Origin of the sequence: Elizabethkingia bruuniana (assembly GCF_002024805.1) — a bacterium.
GTDB lineage: Bacteria > Bacteroidota > Bacteroidia > Flavobacteriales > Weeksellaceae > Elizabethkingia > Elizabethkingia bruuniana.
Genome location: NZ_CP014337.1, coordinates 3,378,960 through 3,399,766 on the forward strand (window position 1 = coordinate 3,378,960; position 20,807 = coordinate 3,399,766).

Consider the following 20,807-nt stretch of genomic DNA (forward strand, 5'->3'; position numbering starts at 1 on the left):
TATTCTATTTTTATTAATTATTCTTCTTAAATATAAACACAATTACTATTCCATATATTGCGGAACTAATGTTAAAAAAATACTAATATTTACTTTATTTCTACCATTCTCTTGTACAGTAGATAGGGTTGCAATCCATTCTTGTCCACAATAAGCTGACCTACCTGACTGCAAGAGTATCTTATAAAGCCATTCCCAACTCCGAAGTTACCTTCGTTGGTAAGGAAATATAAAATACGTGTAAACGGATATTTCTGATATCTCAGATTCTCTCTGCTAGGAGCAAATTCTCCTTTTGCATCTGTAATATTAAGTATTTTAATTTTTGATCTTAATTCTTTAGCTTTCTCATCATAAGGTCTGCTAATTGTATTAAGACTAATTACCCCAATATGACCAGGGAATTTAGTCAGATTTTCAATGATTTCTTCATTGGACTTTAACGATGAATACTGCATTTTAGCAGGATCTATTTTTAGCTTTTCAGCAATATAATCTGTATTACTGGTATTTGCCCCGTCAAAGATTAAAGTTCTTTTTTCGTCAGTCAACATTTTCGCAACATCATCTACCGAAATTTTTTCTATTGAAGATTCCTTTGGAACAACAAAAACCAAAGCATCCGCAGCAAAATATGCCGGAACAGCTTTTAATTTGATATTGCTAAGAAAACTTTGCTTTTCTGTCTCCGTTAGTTCACGTGACATTACAATAGTAGAAACTTTATTATCAATTAAAGCTTTCAGAGCTTCCTTCTCTTTCATTTGTTTCAGTTCTATCTTTGCATCCGGATATACTTTCATATAACGGTAAGAAAGTGCATCGGTAACATTATAGAAAGAAGGGTCTGTCGCCATAATTACACTGCCAGTAGCATAATCATTTTTTTTATCATTATTACATGACCCTAATATGATTAATAATACTAATAAAAAAAGGCTATTCTTCATTTCTCTTTCTGAATTTATTTACTACTCTTATCAGTCTGAAAACACCATATATGATAAGTAGCCCTCCCAGCGGATACGCAGCAGCTTCTCCTAATTCTACAATGAAAAATTTATACATAATCACAAAAATACCTAATGTGATATAACAAATTCCTGCAACAATTGATAACAAATTAAACGTCATGGAAACAAAAATACAAAAAAAAGAGAAGCTGCAATAGCTTCTCTTTTTTTATTTGGATATAAACTTATTCGAAGTTCATTGTAACCGGGAATCTGAATCTGGATCTTACCGGATCACCGTTAAGCTTACCAGGGCTCCATTTCCCTTTGATTGATCTAATTGTTCTTTCAGCCTCTCTGTTAAAGTCGGAATTAGGTCCTGAAGCTTTAACATCAGAAAGAGAACCATCTCTTTCTACAACGAAAGTAACTGTAGTTTTCAATGTACCTTCACCTTCTACAGAAGAATTGTCGAAATTACTTGTAAATAAATTTCTAAATTTCTCAATACCTCCTGCAAATGCTGCTTCCTGGTCAACTCGGTCAACGATTTCGTTACCTACTGGCTTAGGAGCTTCAACATTCTTACCTGCACCTGTATTAGCCGGTGGTGGTGGTGGAGTGTATTTAGCAATTTTTTCACCTTCCTGGTTCGTTGTACCAATTGTAGTTTCTTTTACCTCTTCAATTTTCTTAGGTGGTTCTTCCACTTTAGGATTTGGTTTCGGCTCCGGAATCATATCCCTTACAATTTCTTGCTTAGGAGGCTCAACTGGTGGCGGTGGTGGCGGCGGTGGAAGTTCTTTTTCTTCTACCGGAGGTGGGATATCTTTAATATCTGTTAAGTCCACTGACACTTTAGTCTCTTCTTTTTGTTGCCCCTCTTTTATCTTTAGATAAACTAAGGGTGCAAGTACAGCAAAAAGAAATAATGCTGAACCTACTAGTAAAGATCTTGTCAGTATAGGTCTGTAACTTTTTCTCAGATCATACGCCCCGTACTCTTTATTTCTATGCTCAAATACGATTTCATCCAGCTCTGCTGGTTTACCGTAAGTTGCATTAATATTATCTACTGACATAATTAAATTATTTTTGTTAAAAAAGGTAATTACTTACCTATTTTCTGATCATAGATTTTTTGCTCCCAAGGCTTCACTTCACCAATACCGTATCTTTCACTTTTTGTAATTGCCATTTCATCTAACAAGTCTACAAAGTTCTTGTAGTTAGAGTCATCTGTTGGCTTAATAATTACAGTAAAGATATCTGGTTTACGAGCTCTTCTCTTAGCATCATCAATCACCTTTTCAATACCATTCTTATCGAATGTAGTTTCCTGAAGTTTACCTGGATCTGTTAAACCTGTTTGGTCTAACTGATGATAATATACTTTATCATCTTTCCCTAATAAAAATGTGATTGAGTTTGTAAGGTCAATCTCAGGAATGTCTACCTTTTGTGTAGGATCAGGCTTCGCAGGCAACTTCATATCCATCGTGTTAGGCTTACTTAAAGTAGTTGCTAACATGAAGAATGTAATCAGAAGAAAACCTAAGTCTACCATCGGGGTCATGTCGACCCTTACATTTACTTTCTTGGAGCGGACTTTGCCGTCCTTGCCTCCTTTATCCTGTACTTGTACTTCTGCCATGTTGAATATTTTTTACTGATTTTCAGAAGAAGTAATCAGAACGAATTTATAAAACTTAATATCTTTCAATCCTTCAAATAGAGCCTTGAATTTAGGGTACTGCGCTTTTGCATCACCTTTAATTGCAAGTCTGGCATCAGGATTTACTTCCAAACTATATTTTACCCAATCTACTAGTTCTTTATTCACACTATCCATTGGAATTGTAGCACCCTTTACATTCGCTCTCTGAGCATCTGGCAAGTTAAGATAACTTTTCATCTGCGCCATAGAGGCTCCTACCATTGGCAACTTAAGAAATTCATTTTTCTCAGCAGCAGAGAATCCAACTCTGTACTGCCCTGCCATTTTATCTAATACCTGAGCTTTCTCAGAATTATTTTCAATAGGTGTAAAGAAATACCTTCCATCCGGAGTAATACTAATCGTCATTAAATTAGTATCGTCTAACGAAGTTGTAGAGATAGATGAAGGCGTTGTAATAGCCTCAGCATCTGGCTTCTTGAACTGCGCTGTCAGAATGAAGAACGTAAGAAGTAGGAAAGCAACATCCGTCATTGCCGTCATATCGGTAACTACACCATGTCGTTTTGGTTTAACTCTCGCCATTTCTTAATTCTTTATAATTTATTTATTGTTAAACAGAATATTATATTCTGCACTGATTAGTTATGCTCAGCAAAAGATTGTTGGATGCTCATTCCGATTTCGTCAATCTTATAAGTTAATCCATCGATCTTAGAAGTAAAGAAATTATAAAGAATAATTGCAACAGCAGAAGTACCAATACCTAAAGCCGTGTTGATAAGTGCTTCAGAGATACCTACTGATAGTGCAGCAGAGTCAGGAGTACCACCACCAGAACCTAAAGCAGAGAACGCTTTAATCATCCCGATTACCGTACCTAAAAGTGCTACTAACGTTGCAACTGTACCTAATGTAGAAAGAATCATCATGTTCTTTTCAAGCATTGGCATTTCAAGAGTTGTAGCTTCTTCTAGAGATTTCCCTAAAGCTACTAACTTTTGCTCTTTGTTCATTGTATTATCATGCTCAAGAGCTTTGTAAGTTGTAAGACCTTCTTTTACAACGTTACCTACAGAACCTTGTTGTCTGTCGCATTCTTCTAATGCAGCGTTGATTTCGTTTCTGTTAAGGTATCCTCTAACTGTGTTAACAAAGTTATCTAGGTTACCACTACCAGAAGCTTTCTTAAGAACGAAATATCTTTCGAAAGAGAAAACAACTACTGTAATCATAAACGTAAGAAGAATAGGTACAATTGGACCTCCCATATAAACGATACCCATTGGCTTTCCTTCAGCCGGGTGAAGTTCTGTGGACTTAATATCCGCAAGGGCTACAGATGCTACTCCATCTAAAGCAGGGTTTTTCTTAAAGTTACTCGGGTTACCGAATACGAATAAATAAATTGCAATACCAATTACAAATAAAATAGGGATTACAATTGCAGGATTTAAACCTCCCTTCTTTTTAGCAACAACTTCGTGTTCTGTGTTTGAAACATTCATTTCCATATTAATCTAAATTATTTATTGTTTATTTCTTCAAATTTTTGAGGTTGTAAATTAAAGTCATTTTATTGGAAAATGCAAGACGCAATTTCAATAATGATGATTTTTGTCATTTTTTGAAAACTATTTTTGTTTTTCTCAGATAATCCATCGATCCAAAATCGGGACTAAATTTGTTAAATAACAAAGAATTGTTTAAAAATCAAAAATAAACCTCCTTATTTTTTGTCAATTAGCCAATGTTAATTTTTATTCACTTTTGTGTTATTTTTTATACAACATATTTTATCGTATAAATGATAAATATACCAAAATTTAATGAACTAAATAACGAAATTAACAATTTTTTTAGGTACAACGATGATTTTCTTAGGTATTGCTCCATTTAGAATTTCAATTGTTTTGTCAAGTTTCAGCACTGCTTCTTCCACTTCTTTCGGTGTAAGGTTTGCCGATAATGCTGCCTTAAAACGCATTTTACCATTAAAACTTACCGGATATTCTATCTCATCCAACTCTAAATATTGTGAATTAAATACCGGGAAAGGAGCATATTCTATACTTTCTTTATTCCCTAAAAGAGACCATATCTCTTCCGTAATATGCGGAGCATAAGGAGAAATAATAACAGCCAAAGGCTCTAATATTTGTCTTTTGTTAGTCTTTAATTTAGTCAGTTCATTCACTGCAATCATAAATGAACTTACAGATGTATTAAATGAGAAGTTCTCAATATCAAAAAGAACTTTCTGGATAAGAGTATGCAGAACTCTGTACTCTTCTTTTGTCGGTTCTTCATCTGTAACTTCAAGCTCATCATTGGCATTGAAGTATAGATTCCATAGACGCTTTAAGAAACCATAAACACCACTAAGTCCTTGTGTATTCCATGGCTTGGATTGCTCTAACGGACCTAAAAACATTTCGTATAAACGAAGACAGTCTGCACCATATTCATCACAAATATCATCAGGATTCACAACATTGAATTTAGACTTGGACATCTTTTCTACTTCACGTTCAGTAACGTACTTATCTCCGTCTTCTAAAATAAACTCAGCATCTTTAAACTCGGGTCTCCAACTTTTGAAAGCCTCCGTATCCAGTTCATCTGTCGCTCCTTTTAATAAGGATACATCAACATGAATTTTCTGAGTAGCATAATCTTTAGCAAGGTTCTTTGAAACAAACTGATTTGTTCCATCAATTCTGAATACAAAAGCACTCATTCCTAAGATCATCCCCTGATTAATAAGCTTTTGGAAAGGCTCTTCTTGTTCTATATAGTTACGGTCTTTTAAAAATTTATTCCAGAAACGGGAATATAATAGGTGTCCAGTAGCATGCTCACTACCACCTATATATAAATCTACCTGCCCCCAGTAATCTGTCATTTCTTTATCTGCAAAGTAGGAGTCATTGTGAGCATCCATATAGCGCAGGAAATACCATGAGCTACCAGCCCAACCTGGCATTGTGCTCAGTTCTAATGGGAAGATAGTTTTATTATCGATAAGGTCAGTCGCTACAATTTTCTGATTAGCTTCGTCCCATCCATAATCTTTAGCATTTCCTAATGGCGGATCTCCGTCTTCAGTTGGCAAATATTTTTCTACTTCTGGTAATTCCAATGGTAATGCAGAAGCAGGCAAAGTATAAGGAACATCATCCTTATAATATACAGGTACTGGTTCACCCCAATATCTCTGACGGGAGAAGATAGCATCTCTCTGACGGTAATTGGTTGTAGCATTTCCTAAACCACGGCTAACAACTTCAGCAATAGCTTTTGCTTTTGCCTCTTCATATTTCAGGCCATTCAGAAAATCTGAATTGATACAGATACCATCTTTAGCAATGAATGGGTCTTCCTGAACATTCTCACCTCCTTCAACCACTTCGGTAATTTCTAACCCGAATTTCTTTGCAAAACGATGATCTCTCTCATCATGCGCAGGAACAGCCATTACAGCTCCTGTTCCGTAACCCATTAATACATAGTCGGAAATATAAACCGGCATTTTCTTCCCGGTAAACGGATTAATTGCATAAACTCCTGTAAAGGCTCCCGAAACAGTTTTCACATCTGCCATACGATCTCTTTCTGATTTTAGAGAAGTCTGCTCAATATAATCTTGCACTTCGTCTTTTTGCTCAGTCGTTACAATTTCTTGTACCAATGGACTTTCTGGTGCCAATACCATAAAAGTCGAACCGAAAATAGTATCAGGACGCGTCGTAAATACTTTTATCTGTACATCAGAATTTTCAAGACCAAAGTTAACTTCCGCTCCCTGAGATTTACCAATCCAGTATTCCTGAGCGTCTTTCAATGGTTGTGGCCAGTCTAATGTTTTTAGTCCTTGTAATAGTCTTTCTGAGTATGCGGTAATCCTCATACTCCACTGCATCATTTTTTTCTGATACACCGGGAAACCTCCACGCTCAGACTTACCATTAATAACCTCATCATTTGCTAATACAGTTCCCAGTCCCGGACACCAGTTTACGGTAGTCTCGGCACGGAAAGCCAAACGATAGTTTAATAAAATCTCTTGTTGTTCTTTCTCAGATTTTGCATTCCATTCAGCAGCCGTAAATTCTATTTTTTCAGTCTGAACTGCATTTAAACCTTCTGTTCCTTTTTCAGAAAGATGCTTTATCAAAGTATCAATAGCTTCAGCTTTATCAGTATCATTATTATACCATGAATGGAATAATTCTATAAAGATCCATTGTGTAAATTTGTAATAACTGGCATCTGAAGTACGGAATTGTCTGGACCAATCGAATGAGAAACCAATTCTTTTCAATTGCTTCTCGTAACGATTGATATTTTCTTCTGTTGTAATAGCCGGATGCTGTCCTGTCTGAATTGCATATTGTTCTGCAGGTAATCCGAAGCTGTCATAACCAATAGGATGCAGGACACTAAATCCCTGATGTCTTTTGTAGCGGCTTACAATATCCGAAGCGATATAGCCCAGCGGGTGTCCCACATGCAGTCCTGCCCCTGATGGATAAGGGAACATGTCGAGTACATAATATTTAGGCTTTGTAGATTTCGCATCGGTCTTATAAGTTTCATTTTTGGCCCAATACTGCTGCCATTTGCTTTCAATCTGGTTATGATCGTAATACACTTTATAAAATTATTTTTTTATTAAAATTAGATTTTCACAAAAGTACAATATAAAAAACAATAATCTCCACAAAAGCTTGTGGAGATCTATTAAATTATACTGCGTTTTGTTTTTTTGTTATGCCTTGATATACTTCATCGTAGCCTTTACCTTGACGTTATCAATGGTCTTATTTTGTGAAATTACAAGCGTTGTATTTGTCACCCCTTCTACTCTTGCTTCATCTTTCTGTCCGTTTGTATAAGTCTGGTAAATTGTACCTCTTTCAACACTAAATGTAAAGTTAAGATTTCCAGAATCTTTACAGGTCCCGGGTGTTGAAATACTTTCATAACCACGCTCTACTCCTTTACCATCTGCACCATTAAATAAAATTGTAGATCTGCGGAAGCATTCGTCATTAAAAACTTTTTTCTGCCCATTACCTTCAATAGTAAGAGATTCAAGTTTCCAGTTTCCATAAATTTCTGCAGGTTCAACCACAAGGTAATTATTATCATTATCCCGGGAGCTGCATGATCCGATTGCTAAAAAAGCTACAATAAATAAAAAGAATAGTTTTAGTTTCATATTCATCTGATGTTAATATTTCTCTATGGCGTGAAATTAAATAAAAAGATACACTCCTTCCAACTTTTTCACAAATAGTATAGTAAGTATTAGTTACAGTGAATATTATCAAGAATAATGGCAGCTGCATCGGGCTGATCATTTATAAATTTACCTGCTACAGAAGCCATATTTCTTCTTTGATTTTCGTCCCGGAACAATTGAGAAAGAAACTTAACGGCATTATTTTCGTCGGAAAAGCTTTTTGCAGCACCAGCATCAATCAAAGCGTCGGCTTCAGGATTCTTCTTATATCGATTGCCAAAAACCACAGGTACAGCATAAGCCGCGGCTTCCAATATATTATGCAAACCCGAAGTATGAAAACCCCCTCCTACCACAGCAACATCCGCATAATGATAAAGACGGGACAGCATTCCTATATTGTCAATAATTAATAGCTGATGACCTGAAGCTGATAATTGGGTACTTTCTAAACTGCTATACAAAACAGCCTTATCTGCGAAACGATGCTTAATCTGTGGAACACGTTTCAGATCATGAGGGGCTAGAATTATTTTTGTGTCCGAATTCTCACTAATAAATTTTTCAACCAAATTTTCTTCAGTTTCCCAGGAACTACCGATAACTAGGACCGGTTTGTTCTGAATAAAACCCTGAATAAACGGAACTTCTGTAAAGTTCTTTACATTTTGTTTTACTCTGTCATACCTTGTATCTCCGGTATATAGAGAATTTGTAAGCCCTATTGACTCGGCAAGTTTCAGTGAGTGTTCTGTTTGATGAAAAAATATGGTGATATTTTTTCGAAGCTGCTCCACAAAAAAACGCCCTCCGGATGTAAAGAACTTTTGTTTTTCATAAAACAATGCTGAAACAACATAAATTGGTATATTCTTTTGATGTAATACTTCCAGCAATCGATACCAGAAATCATACTTTACCGTAAAAAAAATAGCGGTCTGAAATGAATTTACAAACTGCTTGATTGCATTTTTTTTGTCAAACGGAAGATAGCAGATTACATCTGCAATATGCTTTTTCTTCACTACGTTTTCATAACCCGATGGAGAAAAAAAACTAACGAGAATTTTATAATCAGGATACTGGATTTTTAACCTCTCAAGAACAGGAAGTCCTTGTTCGTATTCGCCCAGGCTGGCAGCATGCATCCAGATAATTTTATCATCTTTAGCAAATGCCTGTTGAACATTTTTCAGGGAATCTCTTCTCCCGGCCACACCTTTTTTCACTTTTTCATTAAAAAGCGAAGCAATCTTCATCCCGAGGGCCATTAGCGAGATAGATATATCGTATAAAAAAAACATTCTTTATCCGGAAACTGAATTTATTCTAAACGGTATAGTGTGCAAACATTTTGTTCACCTTACCTTCTTCATTAAAAAACATCACTTCGACAGCTTTTTTGTCCATTACTGATTTATAATAAAGCGCAACAGAATTAACTCCTTCTGTTACATCATAAAGCACGAAATGCAAATCTGGTATTTTATCCAGCGCTCTTTTCCAATAATCAGCAACAGCATCTTTACCTTTCAAACTTCCATCACCTTCTCCCAGCGCCATCTTAATCATAGGTGTTGTAATTTCTATATCTTCTGAATAATGACTTAAAATGACATCCAGATCATGGGAATTCCATGCTTCAATCCAGGTTTTGGCAAATTGTTGAGCTTTAGACATCGCTTAAAATTTATAGATTATCCAAGAATATTCCGGATAAATCTTAGTTTGTGAGTATGTTTATTCAGTTCTTTATTAAAGATACCTGACGAGTCTAGTGTATCAATACGCACCTTACCATGTGCATGAATAATCTGATTATTCTCCAGCATAAAACCAACGTGAATGATACGCCCTTCAGAGTTTTCAAAGAAAGCCAAATCTCCTGGCTGCGCTTCTTCTATAAAGCTTAATGGTTCTCCCACTTCTCCCTGCTGATAAGCATCACGGGGATATTTTATATCGTGTACTTTTAGCACCAGTTGTGTAAATCCGGAACAATCGACTCCAAAGAAACTCTTACCACCCCACAGATATGGAACATTCAGAAATTCCTTAGCCGTTTCTATAATACTCTGACGTATTGTTGCGCCACGTTGTGCGTGTACAGTTTCAAAAGAAACTTCTGAACCCATAGACAACAACATTTTCCCGCTCTCCATCACACGGGACTGAAAAGGCTCTGTAACGAGATGGGTTTTTCTCTTTGCCAGAAAATCATCTGTCACTAAAGTAATCTGCTTGGTGTCAATCCAGCCTTCATAGCCATCGTAGTGCATCTTGATTCTGGTCCAGTTATTTATTACCTCCAGTATATCCGCACTCTCTCCATACAGCATCTCTGTAACAATCTCCGCTTTATCTGTTTTATCAGCTCGCACCGGAGCTACAGATACGTTACAAACTCCTTTATCCATTATTTTTTTCTAATTAAATGTACACCGTCCCGCAAAGGTAGAATTACATTTTCGAAATCCGGGTCTTCTGTTACAATTTTATTAACCAATTTAATCTGTTGGGTAGATTTATCTTTAGGATTTTCTTCTATTACCTTTCCATACCATAGCACATTATCTATAAGCACTACCCCTCCCTTTCGGAGTTTTGGTTTTATAAGTTCTATATAAGCTGCATAATTTTCTTTGTCAGCATCTATAAATACTAAATCAAAAGTTACATCTAATTTTTTAATTTCTTCTTTAGCATCTCCTAAAATAAATTCTATCTGAGCATTATATTCGCTTTCGTCAAAATATTTTTGAGGCAGGTAGGCCAGATCTTCATTTTTATCCAGCGTGTAAATCTTTCCGTCTTCAGCCAGCCCTTCAGCCATACTCAATGTTGCATATCCTGTAAACGTTCCGATTTCCAAAACATTCTTAGGATTCAGAATATGTGATAAGATACTTAAAAAACGTCCCTGAAGATAGCCGGAAATCATATGCGGCTGTGTCGTTTTCTGAAAAGTTTCTTTTCTCAGTCGTTTCAGGATATCAGGTTCTGCAGAAGCATTATCTTCCAGATACCTTTCTATTTCCGGGAATTTTTCTTCAAATAAAGCCATTTTTCTTTTTATATACAGGTTAATAATAGCTTTTACCCGCAATACAATTAAGACGGATGGGTAAAAACTATTTAACAAATTTCAGATTATTTTTGCAACTAGCAAAATCCTACCTTTGTTGTTTAAACCTGTATATGCCCCAGCTAACATCTACATACCTGAAAGAACACTTACAAAGCCTTCATAATACCATAGAGAATCAGTCGTTTCTGCTTGCTCTAAGTGGTGGTGCAGACAGCATGGTTCTTGCGGATTTGTTTTTGAAAGCAGGAATTTCTTTTGAAGCCGCCCATGTCAATTATCATTTGCGTGGAGAGGACTCGAATCTGGATCAGCAGATCGTTGAAGATTTTTGTAAAGAGCACAATATTATTCTTCACACCTATGATGTATCTGAAAAAGACAACAAACCTGAGAATTCAATAGAATTATGGGCCCGGGAAATACGTTATCACTTTTTCTTCCGCCTTTTAGAGGAACAACAGCTAGATTTTATTGTAATGGGTCACCATCTGAATGATCAGTTGGAAACCTTCATTATCAATCTTTCTAAAGCGTCTGGTATTACAGGCCTCAGTGGCATTCCGGAAAACAACAACAAAATACTGCGCCCATTTCTCCATATAACAAAAGTAGATATCTATAAATTTGCAGAGGAAAACGGGGTTAGCTTCCGTGAGGATCACACAAACCAAAGTAAAGATTACCTACGGAATCAAATCCGGCATGACATTTCCCCTGAAATGGAGAAAACAAATCCTCATTTTTGGGAGAATTTCGATAAAAGTATCTCTTTTCTCAATCAGGCAAAAAACTTTATAGAGGAGCAGCTGCAAAAAATACTGGATGACATCATTATTTCTGAAACAAATGATGAACTTATCCTTGATAAAGAAAAGTTGGCTTCTCAGTCGGATTTTGTCCGTTATGAAATTCTGAAAAAATATGGGTTTACCAATCCCGTTGAGCAACAAAAGATTTTCGAGGCCGACTCAGGAAGTCGGTTTAAAGGAAATACGCTCAATCTCTTTATTCACCGGGACCAGCTTATTATAACTCCTAGAAATATTTCCGAGGAAGAAACAGAGCAGGAAATAATTTTGATTCCTGACGAACCAATTAGCATTCCTGAAAAAATGTTACTTTCTGAAAATAAACTAAATCTGAAACCTTACTGGGAGATAGATCTTCAGAAAGTCGTTTTACCACTAAAATTACGCAAAGCAAAAAGCGGAGATTTTTTTCACCCTAAAGGAATGAAAGGCAAAAAGTTAGTCTCAAAATTCTTTAAAGACGAAAAAATCTCTATTTTAGCAAGGCAAAAAGTCTGGCTACTTTCAGATTCGGAGGAAAATGTCGTTGGAATCATCAATTATCGACAAGACGGAAGATTTCTGCCAGAAAACAATAACCCAAAAATATATTTGTATTTATGAAAAAATGGCTTTGGCTATTTTTACTATTCGTATATACTGGCTTTAGTGCCCAGATTAAAGATGTAGTAAAATGGACCTACCAACTAAACAAGGTTAGTGATAGTGAGTATGAAGCAGTATTAACTGCTAACATGGAGAGTGGCTGGCATATTTATTCCAAAGATTTACCACCGGACAGTGGTATTCCTACTGAAATGAAAGTGACCTCCAAGGACATACAAACTATTGGAGGCTTCCGCGAAGCTGGTAAAAAAATTGAAGAGTTTAGTGAGGCTTTCGGAGCCCAGATTGTATACTATTCCAATTCTGCTAAATTTATTCAGAAGTTTAAACTAAAAGACCCTAAGAAGGCAGCTAAAGTAGTTGCAGAAATTACTTTCCAAACATGTAATGACCGTGTTTGCCTTGCTCCGAATACTTTGGAATTCGAGAAAGAGGTTGCCGCAACCGGAGAAGCTAAAGCTGAAGAAAAAGAAGAGGTTAAAGCACAGGATACAATGCCTGAAACCACAACAATTACCGAAACCGGAACTACTGCCGATGTAGAAGTAAAAATGCCTGCAAGTACAGACGGAATCAGAGTAAACAGCCTGGATTTCAGAAAACCTTTGGTAGATTGTGGAACTGAACAAGTGAAAGAAGATTCCGGCAACGGATTAGTATTTGTTCTTGGTTTCTTAGGTGGGCTTATTGCACTTCTTACCCCTTGTGTATTCCCAATGATTCCGCTTACTGTTTCTTTCTTTACAAAAGGAGCGGCTAACAAGGCGAAAGGAAAAAGAAATGCAATTATTTATGGACTTTTCATTCTGCTTATTTTCGTGGCATTGAGTATTCCATTTTATATTCTGGACGGTATCAGCGGAAATATTTTCAATGATATCTCTACCAATATATGGCTAAACCTGTTCTTCTTTGCAATCTTCTTATTCTTTGCGTTGAGTTTCTTCGGATATTACGAAATTACACTACCAAACTGGATTGCTAATAAATCTGCAAAGGCAGAAGAAGCCGGAGGTATAATCGGTATTTTCTTTATGGCCCTTACATTGGTTATTGTTTCATTCTCATGTACAGGTCCTATTCTGGGAAGCTTACTGGGAGGTGTAGCTTCCAGTGCTAAAAATATTCCGGTATTATTAACTTTTGCTTTAGGTGGATTTGGACTGGCATGGGCTATTGTTTTCGGATTACTAGCTCTATTCCCACAAGCATTACAGTCATTACCAAAATCTGGTGGCTGGATGAATACTGTGAAAGTTGTATTAGGCTTTATAGAAGTTGCACTAGCATTAAAATTCCTTTCCAAAGCAGACTTAGTTTCCAAAACATTCCTTCTGAAAAGAGAAATATTTATAGGACTATGGATTCTTGTTACGATTGGATTAGTACTATACTTATTCGGAAAAATAAGATTCCCGCACGATGATAAAAATCCTAAAATATCTGTTACCAGAAAAATATTAGGCGTACTTGGAATAGGGTTTATTATCTATTTAATTCCGGGCTTATTACCTTCTGAAAAACCAAGACTGGCAACATTAAGCGGTATTTTGCCTCCGATGAATGTGAGTCTTTACAAAAGTGAAAAAGATGGTATCCTGGGACTAAAACCAGAGCATGATTACTTCAAAGCAATAGAATTGGCCAAGAAAGAAGGCAAACCTGTACTAATTGACTTTACCGGATATGGCTGTGAAAACTGTCGTAAAATGGAAGAGTTTGTATGGAGTGAAGCAGACATTCTGCCAATTATTCAGAATGAAGTTATCCTGGCATCTGTCTATGTAGATGACAAAGAAGAACTTCCTGCTGACCAGCAAACATCCATAGATATGGGGAATGGTCAGAAAAAGAAGATTAAAACAATCGGAGACAAATGGTCCATGTTCCAGCAAGTGAACTTCAACAATAATTCTCAACCGCATTATGTGTTAGTAACACCTGATCAGAAAGTTATAAACGCACCTGTTTCAGGATATATGCCTAAAGAAGAGTTTAAGAAATTCCTGGAGTGTGGAATTAACTACTACAAAAAGAATAAATAATATAGCATTCTAATGCTAAAGGCGGCCGGAAATTTTCCGGCCGCCTTTTTATTCACCTCTATATTTACTCCCAAAACATATGTCAGCTTTTTGTTCCCGGACTAAAGTCGTATTTTCGTGAAAAAGAATTTATAATGCTTCATTACGAAATATCCGGAGATAGCAATCAGACTTTAGTATTACTTCATGGTGTTATGGAGAGTACCGAAGTATGGTATGACATGCTTCCTGAACTGGAAAAACATTTTAGGGTAGTACGAATAGATTTACCAGGCCATGGAAAGTCAGAAATCACCGCTGAAGTGCAAACCATGAAACTGATGGCTGCGGAGGTTAAAAACACATTAAAAGACCTTGTTAATGGTAAAATACATTTATTAGGACATTCCATGGGCGGTTATGTTTCTCTGGCATACGCAGAAATGTATCCTGAAGATTTACAATCAATCACACTCTTCTTCTCCACATACTTCCCGGACACTGAAGAAAAGAAAAATACCCGAAGAAAATCATTCCGTATAATTATGGAAGAATATAATAAGTATGTAGCAGCAGGTGTTCCAAATTTATTTAACCCATATGAAAAAGAACAGCTTCGTGATAAGATTGACTATGCCAAACAAGTTGCTCTGGCTACTCCACGCGAAGGTGCGCTTGCTTCGGTAAAAGGAATGATTGAGCGTACAGACAAAAGACATATTCTGGAAACATTGGATGCAAGAATCCTGATCCTTTCTGGACGTTTTGATAATGCCGTGAATAGCGTACAGGTTATGGAAAACCTTCCGGACAGAAGCAATATAAAAGCTTATACATTGGATTGCGGACACAACGGACACTGGGAGAAACCTGCCATCTGTACCGAAATTATCAAAACCGAATTATTATAAAATTACATAAATGAAAAAAATTATTGTTAGTGTTTGTCTCGGATTATTTGCGATGAGCTGGGGACAGACAAAACTCCCCCAGAAGAAAAGCAATCTGGTTCTTTATTCTTATCAAACTTTTAATTGTGATAATAAAGGCTATTATGACCCTGCCAAGTACAAAAAAGAAGAGATTGACGGTGTTCATAAACTCCTGTATAAATACAGCGGAGTTCATTTCGACAGTCATACCGTTTTCAAACTTTCGGACCTGGAAGACGTTCGCAAAAACAAAGTAAAGTATCTGGAGCAACTGGAACAGCAGTATCAGGAAAAGAAAAAAGACTTATATAGTCTAAAGATAATAGATACTCCTATATGGAAAAAGCTGCGTGAAGAAACAATTCGGGCCTTCGAAGGTGAATATCTTCTGAACAAAACTCTTCTTCTGGCATACTCAGATCCTTCTGTACTAAAAAAGAGTAAGTTTTACGAGACCTGTAAAAGTTATGTTGATGCTATAACCTCTCCTGACAAGCAAAAGATGTATGACGCGTGGAAAATTCATATTGAAGCACAAAGCAAACTCAATTATGATCCAAAAAGAGTAATCGAAGAATTCAACAACAAATTAAAAACGCCACAGAAGGATGATTATGCGTTGATTGATCTTCTTGGAATAGGATTCCATAATTGTGCGAACAATAGCTTTAGACCGGCTATAGACGACGATGGAAAAACTTTCACCAGTTTTGATAAAATATTTACCAAACTAAAAACTGATTGCGACGAACCTTAAATAACAAAAAGAGACCGGAATTTTCCGGTCTCTTTTCTGAACTAATAAATATGAATTATAAAAAACTTTTAGAAAGAATATCTCACTCCAATCTGAATCTGGTATGGATTCCCTGATAACGGAGGAAGACCTTTTGTATTCAAAGCATATGTGAATTGCTTTGTATTTGGATCAAATCCTGTAATCTTATACAAACTTGTATTTCCATAAGATTTGTTTACGCCCCACTCTTTGTTTAGTAAGTTTGCAACATTGAATATATCTACAGAGAATTCAAGATTTCCTACTTTTTCAAATTTAAGTTTCTTCGCTATTCTAAGATCCCAGACTCCATAGAAACTATTTATCCCGCCATTTCTCTCAGCTATTTTACCGTTGTACTCGCTAATATAGTTTTTAAGTGCTTTCCCTACTTCCGGATCACTTAATAAAGAAGATGTAAGGTTAGGGAATACATAAGCAAGATCATTGCTGTTTACAAAGTCTCCGTTGATATTTCCTCCTGCAGTCATCGAAAATCTGGTTCCCCCAATTCCGGCATATCTAATCCCTATAACAAATCCTTCAAAAGTAGGAGAGTTACCATACACTACAACTTTATGTCTGAACTGGTTGTCCGAATAGCCCATTCTAAGGTCTCTCGGATCACTGCTTACCATTGTAGAAAGAATTGCAGAGTTTGCTACGTTACCATTATAAGAGGTATTGTCTTTAATATCCGCCCATGTGTAACTTGCTGTAATTTCTCCATCTTTGAAATATTTGAAGCTGGTATCAAAAACCACGGAATACTGGTTTACTTTACCATCACTAACAAGCTCCATTACCCTTCCAAAGTTTTTATTAATACGTCCGTCCAACCAGTTAGAGTTCCCGTTCGATGTGTTAATACTACTAACAGGTACAAAAACACCTCTGTTATCTTCATTTGACAATGTAAAGAATGGCTTATCTACCATATTTCTGTCATAGTAGAAATAGTTATTTCTTCCGAATGCAGCATAAGCGGCAAGTCCTACACGGAATCTTTCGGTAAAGAAGTGGCTATAGGAAATATTGGCTTTGTATACAATAGGGATTTTAGCATCTTTCCCTGTATAATTAATTGTTGGTAACTGATATTGTGCTAATGAAGGAACTGTTGAATAATCCTTTCTATAGTTTATAAAGTCTGGTGTAAAACCTGAGATAGTTCTTGGGTCAACATCTACTGTTGCAGAATGTCTTCCATCGAAGTACAGGTTATTAATCAACATATAATTGTTGATATCTGATGAGAACACACCACCACCAAGCTTGATGAAATCTTTATGATTTTCATTGATATCCCAGTCAAATTGAACTCTTGGCTGAATAACGAAAGATTTAATTTTGTTATCTGTTCTGATACCCATTTCATCATACAACTTCTGATTAAGTTCAGTTTTAGGATAACCTCCATAATCAAATCTTAACCCGGCTGTGAAATTAAGCCCTGTCGCAATCTTCGCCATCATCTGACCATAGAATCCTAAATTCCAGATACTGGACTTTACAGACGGATCATCCAACAACGGTACTTCCCTGTAGAATCTATAAGGGGTCATATTCTGGAAATTGTCTATCCCATCGAAATGGAATCTACCATTCACCTCACTTCCATACACAGATTTAGCACGTGTATACATCAAGTCCACACCAAACGTATACTTTACTTTGTCCGTATTATAATAAAGGTTGTTGACCAACTGGAATACATTATTTTTAAAAGATTCCTGTCCAAATCTATGCCCTCCAAACTGAATATTGGTCTGAAGAGGATTTTTCTGTCCTTCTATTACAGAGTTTACACGCTCTACAATACCGCGGGGAACTGTACGCCCAAGTTCATCATTCTGGTAACTATTCTGGAATGTATATAAATGCTGGAACTTTAGTTCATTGGTTATTGAAGGACTAAAATTAGACCTTAGCGTCAACAATAAACTATTATCCCAGTTCTTGTCATTACCATAGGATTCATAGAAGTTAATGTTGGTATTATCTGCAAGTCCATTCTTATTAAAGTCGTACGTAAAGTTATTTCTTAACGTTAATAAATGTTTTGGACTAATTTGCCAGTCTAAACGAAGAAAACCGGCATCTGAATTCCTTGTTCTGTCAAACGTTCCAAACTGAGGTGTATTCCCTACACCGTATTTATTTCTTCCAATTTCCAGAACTTTATTTAACGTCTCATTTGTCACATTGAAACGAAGTGCATCTTCTCTGGTTTGCACATCGGCAATAATAAGGGGCCTGCTGTCTAACTGATGGTCCCAAGCCATGAAGAAATGCAATTTATTTTTAATAATCGGACCTCCTAATGAAAAACCAAACTGATAAGTTGAGTAATCATTTTTCACTCTGTTTCCTCTGATATCATAACCACTGGTAAGCCATCCTGCTCTCTGATATTCGAATACGCTTCCGGTAAATGTATTGGTACCCGATTTGGTAACAGCGCTTATCGTTCCTCCTCCGCTTCTACCTAGTGTAACATCGTATTGGTTTGTTGTAATTTTAAATTCACGGACAGCCTCAATAGAAATAGAATATGGCGCACCACTTCTGCTGGTTGTTGCTCCTGCTGAAGTAGGGTTTTTAGCTGTCATTCCGTCAATTGTATAATTTGTTGAAGAACCTAACTGCCCCGATAGGTTTCCATTTTTACCACTTAATGGAGAAAGTTCTGTAAGGTTAGTAAAATTTCTACCGTTAACAGGTAGTACACTTATATTTTTGGCAGTAATTGCAGTAGCTGAACCAAGATTACCCACTTTATTTTTCAGGTTCCCGGTAATGACAACTTCTCTGATATTTTTTTCATCGGAATCTGCAAGATTAATATTTACAGTAAGCTGATCACCGAAATTAACGTTGTAACCTTCTTTTTTTTCATGTCCGTTTACAAAAACCCTGTAAGGACCTCCTAAAGGAATTTCTTTAAATATATATTCGCCGTTGGAGTTAGTTACTGTCTCTGTGGTAAAGCCAGTAGACTCATTAAGAATCTTTACTGTTGCTTTTGTCTGCGGTGCATTACTCTGACTCGTTACCCGCCCCAGAATTGAAGCTTGTGTTGTTTGCGCATAGACACTCATGCTTCCAAAACTTAGCAGCATAAATGCAAGAGCTACGTTAATACGTTTCATAGGTACTTGTATATAATCCGGACAAAAGTACCTCACATATTTTGCGGGAATGATAAGCTAATTTTAAGGAATCATTAACTTATCACAGTTGCTCTTTAACGTATCTTTAACAAGATTTAGAAATCTTCTTTTTCGATGATATTTCTAAAACGTTCCAAAGTATCTTCTATAGATAATTCGGAGCGTCCTCCGGCGGCATTAATATGGCCTCCACCGCTAAAATAACTTCTGGAAAACAGGTTTACATCCAAATCGTCTTTGGAGCGGAAAGATATTTTAATAAAGTCATCCTGAATATCTTCCATAAAGAAAGCAGACATCTTTACTCCTAATACACTTAGTCCATAATTTACAAAACCTTCTGTTGCTCCTTTTTCAAAACCAAAACGTTCCATTTCTTCACGCTTTAGCCACAAAATTGCAACCGTTCCGTCTTTTACAACTTCTATTCTGCTCAAAACTAAAGAGAGCAAGTGCAAACGGCTTACGGTGTTGGTATCCCAGGTATCCGAAGTAATCTGAGCAGGATCCGCACCCTTCTCTATAAGATTGGCAACAATTCTGTGAGTTGTTGCGCTTGTGGAACGGAAACGGAAACCTCCTGTATCTGTCATTATACCTGTATAAAGGCATCTTGCACTGTCTTCAGAAATACACTCTTCTAACCCTAAAGCTTCTAAAAAATGATAAACCATCTGACAGGTCGCCGGAATTGAAGTATCCGAATATACATAATCGAATTCCTCGGGCATCTGATGGTGGTCAATAAGAATTTTTGCAGCAGATGATCTGGCAATCCATTCACCAATAAATCCGATTCTGGAAAGCGTATTGAAGTCTAAACAAAAAATTACGTCGGCATTATGAAATATCTCTGCAACTTTTTTTCTTTTGAATTCTGACACCATAACCTGCTTGGCTTCCGGCATCCATTTTAAAAACTTTGGAAAGTCATTTGGAACGACTACTGTAGCGTCAATCCCAAGATTTTTCAGTGCATGTTTCAGCCCAAGACTAGAACCAATAGCATCTCCATCCGGGTTATAATGAGTGACAATAACAATCTCTTTATCAGGTTGAAGTAGTTTTTTTATTTCGGAAAGTTCCTGGTTTGAAAACATAGACGGTCTTTAAAATATAATCCTGCAAAGATATTAACTGCATTCTCTAATAAAAAATAAAAATATTTTTGCAGGTTAATAAAAAATACATAAATTTGCAGTCTGAAAATATACAATAGAAATATTACTAACTATAAATATACTTAGGTAATGAAAAGAACATTCCAGCCATCAGAAAGAAAGAAAAGAAACAAACACGGTTTCAGAGAAAGAATGTCAACGCCAAATGGTAGAAGAGTTTTGGCTGCAAGAAGAGCTAAAGGCAGAAAGAGATTGACTGTTAGCGCGTCTAGAGCTAAGAGATAATTTCTGTATTATTATAGATTTTAAAATGCTTGAGGTATTCTGTACTTCAGGCATTTTTATTTGTTTATACTCTGATTTATACAAAAACTCATTTATTCTAAAAAAGTTTTTT

Annotated in this window: 19 protein-coding genes; 5 read left to right on the forward strand and 14 right to left on the reverse strand. The window is 36.3% G+C overall.

Annotated elements, in window-relative coordinates; genetic code table 11:
* Window positions 1-89 precede the first annotated feature (89 nt).
* The 12 genes from AYC65_RS15785 to AYC65_RS15840 all read right to left on the reverse strand — a co-directional run bounded on the left by AYC65_RS15785 (window position 90) and on the right by AYC65_RS15840 (window position 10,943).
* On the reverse strand, window positions 90-950 hold the full coding sequence (locus AYC65_RS15785) for a PstS family phosphate ABC transporter substrate-binding protein (RefSeq protein ID WP_034867949.1): 861 nt from the start codon (window positions 948-950) through the stop codon (window positions 90-92).
* A complete protein-coding gene (locus AYC65_RS15790) occupies window positions 940-1,134 on the reverse strand; it encodes a hypothetical protein (protein ID WP_034867952.1) in 195 nt (64 codons plus the stop codon). Before AYC65_RS15790 ends, AYC65_RS15785 begins: the two co-directional genes overlap by 11 nt.
* 64 nt (window positions 1,135-1,198) lie before the next feature.
* Window positions 1,199-2,035 (reverse strand): energy transducer TonB, encoded by an 837-nt coding sequence (locus AYC65_RS15795; protein WP_034867954.1) that lies wholly within the window; start codon window positions 2,033-2,035, stop codon window positions 1,199-1,201.
* Window positions 2,036-2,064: 29 nt separating this feature from the next.
* Window positions 2,065-2,607 carry an ExbD/TolR family protein gene (locus AYC65_RS15800; RefSeq protein ID WP_034867958.1) on the reverse strand — a complete coding sequence of 181 codons (543 nt, stop codon included), beginning with the start codon at window positions 2,605-2,607 and terminating at the stop codon, window positions 2,065-2,067.
* 12 nt (window positions 2,608-2,619) lie between these two features.
* Window positions 2,620-3,216 carry an ExbD/TolR family protein gene (locus AYC65_RS15805; RefSeq protein ID WP_034867960.1) on the reverse strand — a complete coding sequence of 199 codons (597 nt, stop codon included), beginning with the start codon at window positions 3,214-3,216 and terminating at the stop codon, window positions 2,620-2,622.
* Between the two features lie 56 nt (window positions 3,217-3,272).
* Window positions 3,273-4,145, reverse strand: a complete 873-nt coding sequence (locus tag AYC65_RS15810) for a MotA/TolQ/ExbB proton channel family protein (RefSeq protein WP_009085523.1) — start codon at window positions 4,143-4,145, stop codon at window positions 3,273-3,275.
* Window positions 4,146-4,465: 320 nt separating this feature from the next.
* Window positions 4,466-7,285, reverse strand: a complete 2,820-nt coding sequence (gene leuS / locus AYC65_RS15815; RefSeq protein WP_034867963.1) for a leucine--tRNA ligase — start codon at window positions 7,283-7,285, stop codon at window positions 4,466-4,468.
* Window positions 7,286-7,402: 117 nt separating this feature from the next.
* On the reverse strand, window positions 7,403-7,855 hold the full coding sequence (locus AYC65_RS15820; RefSeq protein ID WP_234300357.1) for a lipocalin-like domain-containing protein: 453 nt from the start codon (window positions 7,853-7,855) through the stop codon (window positions 7,403-7,405).
* An 89-nt stretch (window positions 7,856-7,944) separates the two neighbouring features.
* The gene (locus AYC65_RS15825) at window positions 7,945-9,183 is read right to left on the reverse strand and encodes a 3-deoxy-D-manno-octulosonic acid transferase (RefSeq protein WP_034867968.1); all 1,239 of its coding nucleotides are present in this window, start codon (window positions 9,181-9,183) and stop codon (window positions 7,945-7,947) included.
* A gap of 25 nt (window positions 9,184-9,208) precedes the next feature.
* Window positions 9,209-9,559 (reverse strand): nuclear transport factor 2 family protein, encoded by a 351-nt coding sequence (locus AYC65_RS15830; RefSeq protein WP_034867971.1) that lies wholly within the window; start codon window positions 9,557-9,559, stop codon window positions 9,209-9,211.
* A gap of 17 nt (window positions 9,560-9,576) precedes the next feature.
* A complete protein-coding gene (locus AYC65_RS15835; protein ID WP_034867974.1) occupies window positions 9,577-10,296 on the reverse strand; it encodes a C40 family peptidase in 720 nt (239 codons plus the stop codon).
* Window positions 10,296-10,943: an O-methyltransferase gene (locus AYC65_RS15840; protein WP_034868107.1), complete on the reverse strand. Its 648-nt coding sequence runs from the start codon at window positions 10,941-10,943 to the stop codon at window positions 10,296-10,298. Before AYC65_RS15840 ends, AYC65_RS15835 begins: the two co-directional genes overlap by 1 nt.
* Before the next feature lie 134 nt (window positions 10,944-11,077).
* On the opposite strand from AYC65_RS15840, the gene tilS reads away from it, so the two are divergent.
* The 4 genes from tilS to AYC65_RS15860 all read left to right on the forward strand — a co-directional run bounded on the left by tilS (window position 11,078) and on the right by AYC65_RS15860 (window position 16,095).
* Complete coding sequence (gene tilS / locus AYC65_RS15845) at window positions 11,078-12,379, forward strand: tRNA lysidine(34) synthetase TilS (RefSeq protein WP_034867977.1); 1,302 nt, start codon at window positions 11,078-11,080, stop codon at window positions 12,377-12,379.
* The gene (locus AYC65_RS15850; protein ID WP_034867980.1) at window positions 12,376-14,427 is read left to right on the forward strand and encodes a protein-disulfide reductase DsbD family protein; all 2,052 of its coding nucleotides are present in this window, start codon (window positions 12,376-12,378) and stop codon (window positions 14,425-14,427) included. Before tilS ends, AYC65_RS15850 begins: the two co-directional genes overlap by 4 nt.
* A 134-nt stretch (window positions 14,428-14,561) precedes the next feature.
* Window positions 14,562-15,317 (forward strand): alpha/beta fold hydrolase, encoded by a 756-nt coding sequence (locus AYC65_RS15855; protein WP_034867982.1) that lies wholly within the window; start codon window positions 14,562-14,564, stop codon window positions 15,315-15,317.
* Between the two features lie 10 nt (window positions 15,318-15,327).
* Window positions 15,328-16,095 (forward strand): hypothetical protein, encoded by a 768-nt coding sequence (locus AYC65_RS15860; protein WP_034867985.1) that lies wholly within the window; start codon window positions 15,328-15,330, stop codon window positions 16,093-16,095.
* 68 nt (window positions 16,096-16,163) lie between these two features.
* Here AYC65_RS15860 and AYC65_RS15865 read toward each other — a convergent pair whose 3' ends face one another.
* A complete protein-coding gene (locus AYC65_RS15865; RefSeq protein ID WP_034867988.1) occupies window positions 16,164-19,268 on the reverse strand; it encodes a TonB-dependent receptor in 3,105 nt (1,034 codons plus the stop codon).
* 116 nt (window positions 19,269-19,384) lie between these two features.
* Entirely contained in the window at window positions 19,385-20,389 is a 1,005-nt protein-coding gene (locus tag AYC65_RS15870) for a DHH family phosphoesterase (protein ID WP_034867991.1), read from the reverse strand.
* A gap of 150 nt (window positions 20,390-20,539) precedes the next feature.
* Here AYC65_RS15870 and rpmH point away from each other — a divergent pair, with 150 nt between their 5' ends.
* Window positions 20,540-20,695 (forward strand): 50S ribosomal protein L34, encoded by a 156-nt coding sequence (gene rpmH / locus AYC65_RS15875; protein ID WP_009085498.1) that lies wholly within the window; start codon window positions 20,540-20,542, stop codon window positions 20,693-20,695.
* Window positions 20,696-20,807: the final 112 nt, after the last annotated feature.

Excerpts from the sequence above, each read along its gene's own strand:
- AYC65_RS15785 (WP_034867949.1), bottom strand. The coding sequence starts at position 950 with ATGAAGAATAGCCTTTTTTTATTAGTATTATTAATCATATTAGGGTCA.
- AYC65_RS15790 (WP_034867952.1), bottom strand. The coding sequence starts at position 1,134 with ATGACGTTTAATTTGTTATCAATTGTTGCAGGAATTTGTTATATCACA.
- AYC65_RS15795 (WP_034867954.1), bottom strand. The coding sequence starts at position 2,035 with ATGTCAGTAGATAATATTAATGCAACTTACGGTAAACCAGCAGAGCTG.
- AYC65_RS15800 (WP_034867958.1), bottom strand. The coding sequence starts at position 2,607 with ATGGCAGAAGTACAAGTACAGGATAAAGGAGGCAAGGACGGCAAAGTC.
- AYC65_RS15805 (WP_034867960.1), bottom strand. The coding sequence starts at position 3,216 with ATGGCGAGAGTTAAACCAAAACGACATGGTGTAGTTACCGATATGACG.
- AYC65_RS15810 (WP_009085523.1), bottom strand. The coding sequence starts at position 4,145 with ATGGAAATGAATGTTTCAAACACAGAACACGAAGTTGTTGCTAAAAAG.
- AYC65_RS15820 (WP_234300357.1), bottom strand. The coding sequence starts at position 7,855 with ATGAAACTAAAACTATTCTTTTTATTTATTGTAGCTTTTTTAGCAATC.
- AYC65_RS15825 (WP_034867968.1), bottom strand. The coding sequence starts at position 9,183 with ATGTTTTTTTTATACGATATATCTATCTCGCTAATGGCCCTCGGGATG.
- AYC65_RS15830 (WP_034867971.1), bottom strand. The coding sequence starts at position 9,559 with ATGTCTAAAGCTCAACAATTTGCCAAAACCTGGATTGAAGCATGGAAT.
- AYC65_RS15835 (WP_034867974.1), bottom strand. The coding sequence starts at position 10,296 with ATGGATAAAGGAGTTTGTAACGTATCTGTAGCTCCGGTGCGAGCTGAT.
- AYC65_RS15840 (WP_034868107.1), bottom strand. The coding sequence starts at position 10,943 with ATGGCTTTATTTGAAGAAAAATTCCCGGAAATAGAAAGGTATCTGGAA.
- tilS (WP_034867977.1), top strand. The coding sequence starts at position 11,078 with ATGCCCCAGCTAACATCTACATACCTGAAAGAACACTTACAAAGCCTT.
- AYC65_RS15850 (WP_034867980.1), top strand. The coding sequence starts at position 12,376 with ATGAAAAAATGGCTTTGGCTATTTTTACTATTCGTATATACTGGCTTT.
- AYC65_RS15855 (WP_034867982.1), top strand. The coding sequence starts at position 14,562 with ATGCTTCATTACGAAATATCCGGAGATAGCAATCAGACTTTAGTATTA.
- AYC65_RS15860 (WP_034867985.1), top strand. The coding sequence starts at position 15,328 with ATGAAAAAAATTATTGTTAGTGTTTGTCTCGGATTATTTGCGATGAGC.
- AYC65_RS15865 (WP_034867988.1), bottom strand. The coding sequence starts at position 19,268 with ATGAAACGTATTAACGTAGCTCTTGCATTTATGCTGCTAAGTTTTGGA.
- AYC65_RS15870 (WP_034867991.1), bottom strand. The coding sequence starts at position 20,389 with ATGTTTTCAAACCAGGAACTTTCCGAAATAAAAAAACTACTTCAACCT.
- rpmH (WP_009085498.1), top strand. The coding sequence starts at position 20,540 with ATGAAAAGAACATTCCAGCCATCAGAAAGAAAGAAAAGAAACAAACAC.